The organism is Corallococcus aberystwythensis (genome assembly GCF_003612165.1).
GTDB lineage: Bacteria > Myxococcota > Myxococcia > Myxococcales > Myxococcaceae > Corallococcus > Corallococcus aberystwythensis.
In genome coordinates this window covers 1-7,926 of sequence record NZ_RAWK01000360.1, presented here as the reverse complement: position 1 = coordinate 7,926, position 7,926 = coordinate 1, and the positions used below count along the sequence as shown (strand labels likewise).

Below are 7,926 nucleotides of genomic sequence, written 5' to 3'. Positions count from 1 at the left end.
ATGCTGCTGTACATGCGGGGCGTCAACCGCGAGCTGCCGCTGTTCCTCGTGGGCCTGTCGTTCGCGGCGGCCGAGGGCGGGGCGCGGCTGCACCTGTCACCGCTGCTGGTGTCGCTGGCGGCCGGGGCGCTCATCGCGAACCTGGACGAGCGCGAGGGCCGGCGCATCCATCAAGCCATCAACCAGGCGGGCCTGCCGGTGTTCGCGCTCTTCTTCGCCGCGGCGGGGGCCGGGCTGAAGCTGGACGCGCTGGTGACCGTGGGGCCGGCGGCGCTGCTGCTCGTGGCGCTGCGCGGCCTGGCCATCTGGGGCGCGTGCCGGAAGTTCGCGCCCGCGGACGACCCGCGCCTCAAGCGCTTCCTGTGGATGGGGCTCATCTCCCAGGCGGGCGTGACGTTCGGCCTGGCGGCGCTGGTGTCACGCACCTTCCCGTCCTTCGGGCCGCAGGTGGAGGTGCTCATCGTCGCGATGATCACCGCGCACGAACTGGTGGGGCCGGTGCTCACCCGCCGCGCCCTGCTGGGCAGTGGCGAAATCCGTGCGGAAGAGGCGGGCGGCGGCGCATAGTGGGGGCACACCCCTCACATCCGGGGTGGACTCTCCCAGGAGCTCCCCGTCATGCCCGCCGCCGCCGCCCCCATCCTCGAGGTGGACGTGGATCATCCCTCGCCCCGCCAGGTCGCGCGGGCAGTGGAGATCCTGGAGAAGGGCGGCGTCATCGCCTATCCCACGGACACGTACTACGGGCTCGGCTGTGATTTGAATTCAAAGAAAGCCATTGAGCGGCTGTACCAGCTCAAGGGCCGCGACAAGAAGAAGCCCCTGTCGCTCCTGTGCCCGGACCTGTCGGACGTGGCCCGCTACGCGCACGTGAGCAACTTCGCATACCGCGCCATGAAGGGGCTCACGCCCGGCGCCTTCACCTTCATCCTGGAGGCCACGCGCCTGGTGCCGGAGGTGATGATGACGAAGCAGAAGCAGGTGGGCCTGCGCGTGCCGGACGCCGCCCTGCCCAGGGAGCTGGCGAAAGCGCTCGGCCGCCCGCTCATCACCACCTCGGCGACCCACACCGACGGTACGGTCCTCTCCGACGCGCGGGACATCAAGACGGTGCTGGGGCACGGGCTGGATCTCATTCTTGACGGCGGAGTGACATTGAACGAGCCGTCCACGGTGGTTTCACTGATAGGCGATACGCTTGAAATCCTGAGGCAAGGCAAGGGTAGTCTGGAGTCCTGAAATCCTTTCCAGAGGGGAAAACCTTGGCCGAGGGGGAGCTTCCAGCAACGCCTGTCGTCGACTTACCGGAGCGGGTGCCGGGCGCGCTCGCGCTGCTGGGCCTGCTGGTGCTTCGGCCCATTGATCTGCACTACCGGCTGCGCGAGGCGGGCATCCGTTCGCCCGCGGGCCGCATCGGGCAGCTGTGGCGCGAGCAGGCGGAAGGGGGCCGCGCCGCGGGGGCCTACGTGGGGCGGATGCTGCTGCTGCTCGTCGTGCTGTCGCCGAGCCTCACGGTGCTCGCGGGGCTGGGGCTGCGGCTGATGGGCGTGCCGATGCGCGGCGTGTACCTGGTCTCCGCGGCGCTGTGCTCGGCGGTGGGGCTGGTGGTGGCGCTGGTGTCGGGGCTCGCGTCGGGGGTGCTGCTGGGCTCGCTGGCGAGCGTGTCGATGCTGGCGGGGCTGCACGCCACGGCGGGCGGCGCCTTCGGGCCGGAGTCCGGGGGCGGCGCGGCGATGACGGTGGGCCTGTGCCTGGGCATCGTGTCCGGCCTGTCCGCGGGGAGCATCGGCGGGCTGGCCAGCGGGCGCGGGCCGTCCGTGCGCAACGTGCAGGTGGCGGCCATCGCGACGAGCCTCGTGCCCATGCTGGTGTGGAGCAGCGCCTCGTCGGTGTCCTTCGCGGGCGCGGTGGCGGCGAGCGCGCTGGTGGCCTTCCTGATGTGCGCGTTCCGGCTGCCGTTCTACGCGCTGGAGGTGCTGGCGCAGGCGGTGGCGTACGCGGTGGAGCGCTTCACCGGAAAGCCCACGTTGAGATGGGTGCCGGTGCGGCATCACAACCTGAGCTACCTGCCGCACCCGTTCCTGGGCCGGCACCTGGCGCTGGCGGTGCGCTCGCGGCCGGCGGAGGTGCTGGCGGTGGCGGACGCGTGCCTGCGCTCGCCGGGCAACATCCTGGTGGGCTGGCCCTGGGTGGTGGAGGCGCTGGAGCGCGCGCACGCCCAGGAGGCCTCGGCGGAACCCCACGCGTGAGGCGCGCGGGGGGCCCGCCCGTCGCCGGGGCGTCAGCGCTTCTCGACGCTCGTGACGACCTTGGCGCCCACGTCGTTGGGGGCATAGGTCAGCTTCACGGAGTCCCCGGCCTTGATGCCCTCCAGGGTCTTCTTGAGCTGGGGCTTCGACGTGTCCACCACATAGGTGAGCGGCGGGGCGGACGGGGTGGCGCCCTCCAGCTGGATGCTGGACGGGCTGACGCTCTTCACCTTGCCCTCCCGGGACTTCTCCGCCGCCGCCGTGGGCGCGGGCTGCTGCGCCAGCGCCGTCCGGCCCACGCTGCCCAGCGTGAGGACCGCCATCCACATCCATGCCTGTGCACGCATCGTCACTGCTCCTTGTCCGGGGGACCTGGACGCAGGGTGTCTCCACTGCCGGGTGGAAGGCAACGTCGTGGCGGGTGGGGGACCGTCAGGGAGTTGCCCTGGAGCGCGCGTCCGGTAGCCTCCCTCGGACCATGGAAGGACTGCTCGACGCGTTCATCGCCTTCATCCGCGCGGAGCGGGGCCTGTCCGGCAAGACGGTGGACGCCTACGCGGCGGACCTCACCGTGTACTTCGAGGACCTGCGCTCGCGCGGCAAGGAGGACGTGGCGCGCGTCACGCAAGCGGACGTGCTCGCGCACCTGGTGACGCTGGGCAAGCAGGGCCTGGGGCGCCGCAGCCAGGCACGGCACCTGGCCGCGCTGCGCGTGTTCCACCGCTTCCTCGTGGCGGAGCGGCTGGCGGACAAGGACCCCACGGAGGACGTGGACACGCCGAAGTCCCCCCGCAAGCTGCCCGTGTTCCTCACGCTGGAGGAGGTGGAGCAGCTGCTGGCCGCGCCCGACGAGCGCACCGTCACGGGCCTGCGCGACAAGGCCATGCTGGAGGTGCTCTACGCCACCGGCCTGCGCGTGACGGAGCTGTGCACGCTGGAGCTCAACAACGTGCAGCTCACGGCCGGCTACCTCATCACCAAGGGCAAGGGCTCCAAGGAGCGCATCGTCCCGCTGGGGCGCGTGGCCATCGAGAAGGTCCAGGAGTACCTGGCCCGGTCGCGGCCGGAGTTCCTGGGCAAGCGCGAGTCGAAGGCGCTGTTCGTCACGCCGCGCGGCGAGGGCTTCACGCGGCAGGGCTTCTGGAAGCTGCTCAAGCGCTACGCGCTGAAGGCCGGCATCCTGAAGCCGCTGTCGCCGCACAAGCTGCGGCACTCGTTCGCCACGCACCTGGTGGAGCGCGGCGCGGACCTGCGCGCGGTGCAGCAGATGCTGGGCCACGCGGACCTGGCGACGACGCAGATCTACACGCACGTCAACAGCGCGCGGCTGCGCAAGGTCTACGACGAGTTCCACCCGCGCAGCGACGCGTTCAAGCCGAAGCCCACCGCGCGCAAGCGCCCCGCCGCTCCGGGGTGAGGTGGACCCTGGACCCGGGGGAGGGGGCGGGGCGTGCGTCGCCAGGGGACGCAATCGCTTGCGGTGAAGACGCGTCGAGGCCCCGCGCTCACGCCGCTGGCAGTCCATTCCCAGGGCAAGCGAGGCATTCCGGGGAATTGGATCGCCGTGTGCAGTGCAGGACGCAGGCGGGTGGACATGAAGTCCGCTCCCCTGTCGAAGGACTGCGCGTCCATGAAGCGTTCTCGCCAATCCCTGATGTCAGGCGTCCTGGGCCTTACCGGCTGCGTGGCGCTGTCGCTGTCCGGCTGCAAGCTGCCAGAGGCCGACGCGGCCGAAGCGAAGCCCCCCAAGAAGGCACCCACCGCCAACGTGGTGCCTGCCTCCGCCACCGCGCCCGCTGACAGCGCGAAGGTCCGCACGCCGTTCGCCGTGGCCCGCCAGGCGTTCGAGCGCAACTCCGTGAACGCGAACCCCTTCGCGGACAACAACGGCAATGTGCCGCCGTCCTGGCAGTACCAGGGCCCGATGTTCAGCCTGAGCCACGACTATCCGCAGACGCCCGTGGCGCCGCCCGCCAATCCGCCGTGGATCGCCGCGCTCAAGGGGCAGCCCATCTCCAAGGCCAACGCGCTCGCGTACGTCAACGCGCTGAAGGCCTACATCGCGCCGTCCATGCAGACGCTGCTCTACAACTATCCCCAGTGGGATGCGGCGAAGGCGGGCTGGTACAACGAGCCGTGGCTCGCCTCCATCCGCGAGAGCATCCACGGCACCTACGTGGGCTCCGAGTTCCCCGCGGCCACCTTCGCCGCGTCCGGCCTCAAGGTCGACATGACGACGTACGTGCTGACCTACTACGACAAGGTCTCGGCGTACGCGCTGGGGCAGGTGTGGGGCAAGACGGCCATGAACCCCACGCTCACCAACACGTCCGCGCAGTTCCCGGAAGGGTCCATCGTCATCAAGGTGGCGCTGACCAGCGCGCTGGCGAAGGACTGGCCGGTGATGCAGGGCGCGGCCCTGTGGCCTGTCTACGTCCCGCCGCCCAACGGCCCCACGAACGCGAAGCCGCAGGTGATGAACGCGTCGGTGATGCAGTTCGACATCATCGTCAAGGACACGAAGACGGCGCCCAAGACGGGCTGGGTGTTCTCCACGCTCGTCTATGACATGCGCGTGCCCGGCAGCGCGTGGGACAAGATGATCCCCCTGGGCGCGATGTGGGGGGATGATCCCAACGTCAACTCCACGCAGAACCCGACCCAGCCGCTGCAGGAGACGGTCATCAACCCCGCGGCGCCCGCGTACTCCACGGCGACGCTGGGGTGGGGGGGCCGCCTGTCCGGCCCCAATGACGGCGCGGTGGTGGCTCCGGCCTCCATCAACGGCCAGATCGTTCCGGCCGTGCAGGCCTCGTCGTGCATGAGCTGCCACAGCGTGGCCGAGTGGCCCATGAAGACCTTCCTCCTGCCCACCACCACGATGCCGCCGACCGTCGTGGGGCCGAACAACGACGCCCTGGTCCTCGAGCCGCCCGGTTCTCCGGCCTGGATGAAGTGGTTCCAGGACAACCCGGGCAGCGTGCCGCTGGATCCCGGGACGGTGCCCATGGACTTCGACATGGTGTTCGCCTTCAAGTCGCTGCCGGCGTGGCAGGCGGCGACGCAGGGCAACAGCGGCATGAAGGACTTCGAGGCCGCAGACCTCGTCCGCGGCAAGCCGTCCGTCAACCCGCGCGACCTCAAGTACAACGGCCAGTAGGCCGGTGACGTCCAGGGAGCGCGGGGGAGGGCGGAGCATCGCCCCCTCGCGCTCCACTATCCTGACATGGGGCTGTCACGGACCGGGCATACGGTGGCTTCATGACCTCGAACGCACCGCGTCCCCTGACCCTGCTGGAACTGGCCGACCCTGGCCTGCCCGGCATCGAGAGCTACTCGCCCTTCTGCCTCAAGGCCCACCGTGCCCTGAAGTACGCGGGGCTGCCCTATGCGCGCGGCTGCGCGGACAACCCGGCCACGCACCGCGCGCACAACCCCACCGGACAGGTGCCGGTGTTGCTGGTGGGGGAGGAGGCGGTGCCTGACTCCACGGCCATCCTCGCCCGCATCCAGCAGCTGGCGCCGGGCCGCATCGACGCCTCGCCGGAGGCGCTGCTCTGGGAGGAGCTGGCGGACACGTCCCTCAACGGCTTCCTGGTCGCGGCGCGCTGGGCGGATGACCGCAACTGGCCCAGGACCCGCGCCGCGTTCTTCCACTTCATGCCGGCGCCGGTGCGCGCGGTGGTGCCCACGCTCATCCGGCGCAAGCAGGTGGAGCGCCTGGTGGCGCGCGACGTCTGGCGCGCGGGCCCGGAGGCGTGCTGGCGCCGGTTCGGGATGCTGCTGGACCAGTTGGACGCGCGGGCACCGGAGCAGGGCTTCTGGCTTTCAGGCGCGCTGAGCGTGGCGGACCTGGCCCTGTTCGCGCAGCTGCACAGCCTGCGGACGCCGCTCACGCCGTGGCAGGGCGCGGAGGTGGACCGGCGCCCGCGGTTGAGCGCGTGGCTGGGACGGGTGGATGTGGCCACCCGCACCACGAGCGTGCCCCTGCGCGCCGCGAGCTGAAGCAAGCAGGGCGCTCGTCCAATCCTTCCGTCCGATAGCGGAGGGTCGGGTGCCCCAGGGAGCACACCACCCAACGATCAAACGTTGGACACCGCCAGCGCATGGGCGTGCCGCTCCTGACTTCTCTTACGGTGTTCGCATGAACCCCGTCCCCCACACGCCCCCCACTGGTGAACCCTTTCCCCTTCAAGCGACGACGAGTGAGTCGCTCGACGCGCTCATCCAGCGGGTCGACAACATGTCGGAGGTGGAACTGGATCACCTCCCCCTGGGGATGATCCAGCTCGACGGGCAGGGCCGGATCCTCAAGTTCAACCGGACCGAGGCGTCGCTGGCGCGCATCCAGGCGCGCGAGCAGATCGGCAAGAACTTCTTCTACGACGTGGCGCCGTGCACGCGCGTGCGTCAGTTCTTCGGCCTGTTCCAGGAGGGCGTGCGGGCGAAGAAGCTCTACCAGACGTTCGGCTTCGTCTTCCGCTTCGTGCACGGCGCGCGTCACGTGGCCATCACGCTGTTCTACAGCGACAAGACGGACTCGGTCTGGGTGCTGGTGTCCGACAAGAAGATGCCCGGCGAGCGCTGAAGCCGCCCTCAGCGCACGAAGCCCGCGACGGGGCTTTCAAAGACCTTGCTCACGACGTTCATCGTCCGGAGCCAGGCCTGCGCCTCCTCGCCCAGCCGCCCGTAGACGCGCACGTCCACGGGCCTCGCGACGCCGAGGAGCGCCTTGAACTCCGGCCAGCCGGAGATCATCCGGATGTGCTCCATGACCCGGCGCGAGTCCGCGAACGTGATGACCGCGCCGACCTCCGTGTCCTCCGGACGGGCGTGGAACTGGATGCTGAGCAGGGTGCTGACGCCTTCGGTTTCCAGCCGCTGCACGGCGGCCTGGAGCGTCGCGGTGAAGACGTCGTAGGGCGCCGTCCGTTCGAGCACCTCCACCAGGGTGATCCGCTCACGGGCTGCCTGCTCCATGGTCCGCGCTCCTTCGCCGGGCTTCCCCCATTCTGGGTACCCATGGCCCGCGGTTTGGGAAACCGGCGCCCGGGTTCCACCTCCTGCTGATTCCCGGCCACTTTCCCCAGTGGGAATGCGCCCTTGGGAAGGAGAGGGGTTCCCGGCGGGCCCTGTTGGTACATTGCTGACACTCCATGTGCCGGGAACGCGCCGCCACCCCTTTTGACGGCCTTCGGGCCGCCCAGCCCAGCGAGCACACCCGCTGGCTGGCGGAGGCCGATGAGCCCGCGCTGCGCGAGCTGCTCCACGCGCGCTACGCCGGGAGCTACTCCTACCGCTTCCTCCATGAGCCTGGAGGGGCCTCGCGGCTCTGGAGGGCCGGCGCGCTGCTCAGCCTGGGGGAGTTTGACGACCAGGGCACGCTCCTCTGGCACACGGGGCTGTGGTGCAAGCCGGGGCGGGACTCCCTGGACTCGGGGCTCTCCCTGGCCCTGCCCATCCGGCGCACCGCCATGGACCGCGCCGAGCACGAGCGGCTGTGGAGCCACCTCCTGGAGCTGCTCAGGCGAGAGCTGCTCAACGCGCGCGTGGGCTTCCTGCACCAGCAGACGTCCACGCTGCACCTCATGGCGCAGCGCTACGCGTCGCGCTTCATGCGGGCCGTGCCGGTGGGCCTCATCGTCGACTACACCGAGGGGGAGACGCTGGTGGGGGT

General features: G+C 70.3%; 10 protein-coding genes. 8 read left to right on the top strand and 2 right to left on the bottom strand.

Annotated elements, in window-relative coordinates:
* The 3 genes from D7W81_RS37495 to D7W81_RS37485 form a co-directional block, all read left to right on the top strand.
* On the top strand, positions 1-567 hold a 567-nt coding region (locus D7W81_RS37495), incomplete at its 5' end, for a cation:proton antiporter domain-containing protein (RefSeq protein WP_208721622.1).
* Positions 568-618: 51 nt separating this feature from the next.
* Entirely contained in the window at positions 619-1,239 is a 621-nt protein-coding gene (locus D7W81_RS37490) for an L-threonylcarbamoyladenylate synthase (RefSeq protein WP_120560169.1), read from the top strand.
* Positions 1,240-1,313: 74 nt separating this feature from the next.
* Complete coding sequence (locus D7W81_RS37485) at positions 1,314-2,249, top strand: hypothetical protein (RefSeq protein WP_244227701.1); 936 nt, start codon at positions 1,314-1,316, stop codon at positions 2,247-2,249.
* 32 nt (positions 2,250-2,281) lie between these two features.
* Here D7W81_RS37485 and D7W81_RS37480 read toward each other — a convergent pair whose 3' ends face one another.
* Entirely contained in the window at positions 2,282-2,596 is a 315-nt protein-coding gene (locus D7W81_RS37480; protein WP_147445763.1) for a hypothetical protein, read from the bottom strand.
* A 131-nt stretch (positions 2,597-2,727) separates the two neighbouring features.
* On the opposite strand from D7W81_RS37480, the gene xerD reads away from it, so the two are divergent.
* From xerD to D7W81_RS37460, 4 genes are all read left to right on the top strand, one after another.
* Positions 2,728-3,666, top strand: coding sequence for a site-specific tyrosine recombinase XerD (gene xerD, locus D7W81_RS37475; RefSeq protein ID WP_120560166.1), 939 nt, complete (start codon positions 2,728-2,730; stop codon positions 3,664-3,666).
* Positions 3,667-3,879: 213 nt separating this feature from the next.
* A complete protein-coding gene (locus D7W81_RS37470; RefSeq protein ID WP_147445762.1) occupies positions 3,880-5,409 on the top strand; it encodes a hypothetical protein in 1,530 nt (509 codons plus the stop codon).
* 101 nt (positions 5,410-5,510) lie between these two features.
* Positions 5,511-6,254, top strand: a complete 744-nt coding sequence (locus tag D7W81_RS37465) for a glutathione S-transferase family protein (protein ID WP_120560164.1) — start codon at positions 5,511-5,513, stop codon at positions 6,252-6,254.
* A 139-nt stretch (positions 6,255-6,393) separates the two neighbouring features.
* Entirely contained in the window at positions 6,394-6,837 is a 444-nt protein-coding gene (locus D7W81_RS37460) for a PAS domain-containing protein (protein WP_120560163.1), read from the top strand.
* An 8-nt stretch (positions 6,838-6,845) separates the two neighbouring features.
* Here D7W81_RS37460 and D7W81_RS37455 read toward each other — a convergent pair whose 3' ends face one another.
* Positions 6,846-7,229, bottom strand: a complete 384-nt coding sequence (locus D7W81_RS37455; protein ID WP_120560162.1) for a hypothetical protein — start codon at positions 7,227-7,229, stop codon at positions 6,846-6,848.
* Positions 7,230-7,405: 176 nt separating this feature from the next.
* Here D7W81_RS37455 and D7W81_RS37450 point away from each other — a divergent pair.
* Positions 7,406-7,926, top strand: a 521-nt coding sequence (locus tag D7W81_RS37450) for a hypothetical protein (protein WP_147445761.1), incomplete at its 3' end; no start/stop codon positions are given.